The sequence below is a fragment of the Stieleria mannarensis genome (assembly GCF_014154935.1).
Taxonomy (GTDB): Bacteria; Planctomycetota; Planctomycetia; order Pirellulales; family Pirellulaceae; genus Stieleria; species Stieleria mannarensis.
This window is the reverse complement of sequence record NZ_JACEHH010000236.1, coordinates 1-308: the sequence shown is the minus strand read 5'-3', so window position 1 is coordinate 308 and position 308 is coordinate 1. Positions and strand designations below refer to the sequence as shown.

The 308-nt window shown below is 62.7% G+C and carries 1 protein-coding gene; it reads right to left on the bottom strand.

What is annotated here, in order from left to right:
* Nucleotides 1–308: cadherin-like domain-containing protein (locus H1B37_RS33220; protein WP_182871556.1), on the bottom strand; the 308-nt coding region annotated here is incomplete at both ends.

The following is a 308-nucleotide window of genomic DNA, read 5'->3' as shown; positions in this document are numbered from 1 at the left end:
GCTGCCGTCGTGGTCGTAGCTGATCAATCCGGCGTCGATGTCGGCTTGGGTAAACGTGTCGCTGACGTTCAGGGCTGTGCCGTTGCGGTACAGCGTGCCGTTGATCGGGACCGCGTCGACGGTGTAGACGAGTTGTGAATCGGTGTTGTCGACATCGGTGGTTTCCAGCATCGCGGTCGTCACCGTGTTGCCGGTGGAGCCCTCGGTCACCGTGTCGCCGGTGTTGGTCGCCAGCACTTGCTCATCGTTGACCGCGGTGATGTCGACGTTGACCGTGCCGATCGTTTGGTCCGTTCCGCCGCCCGATC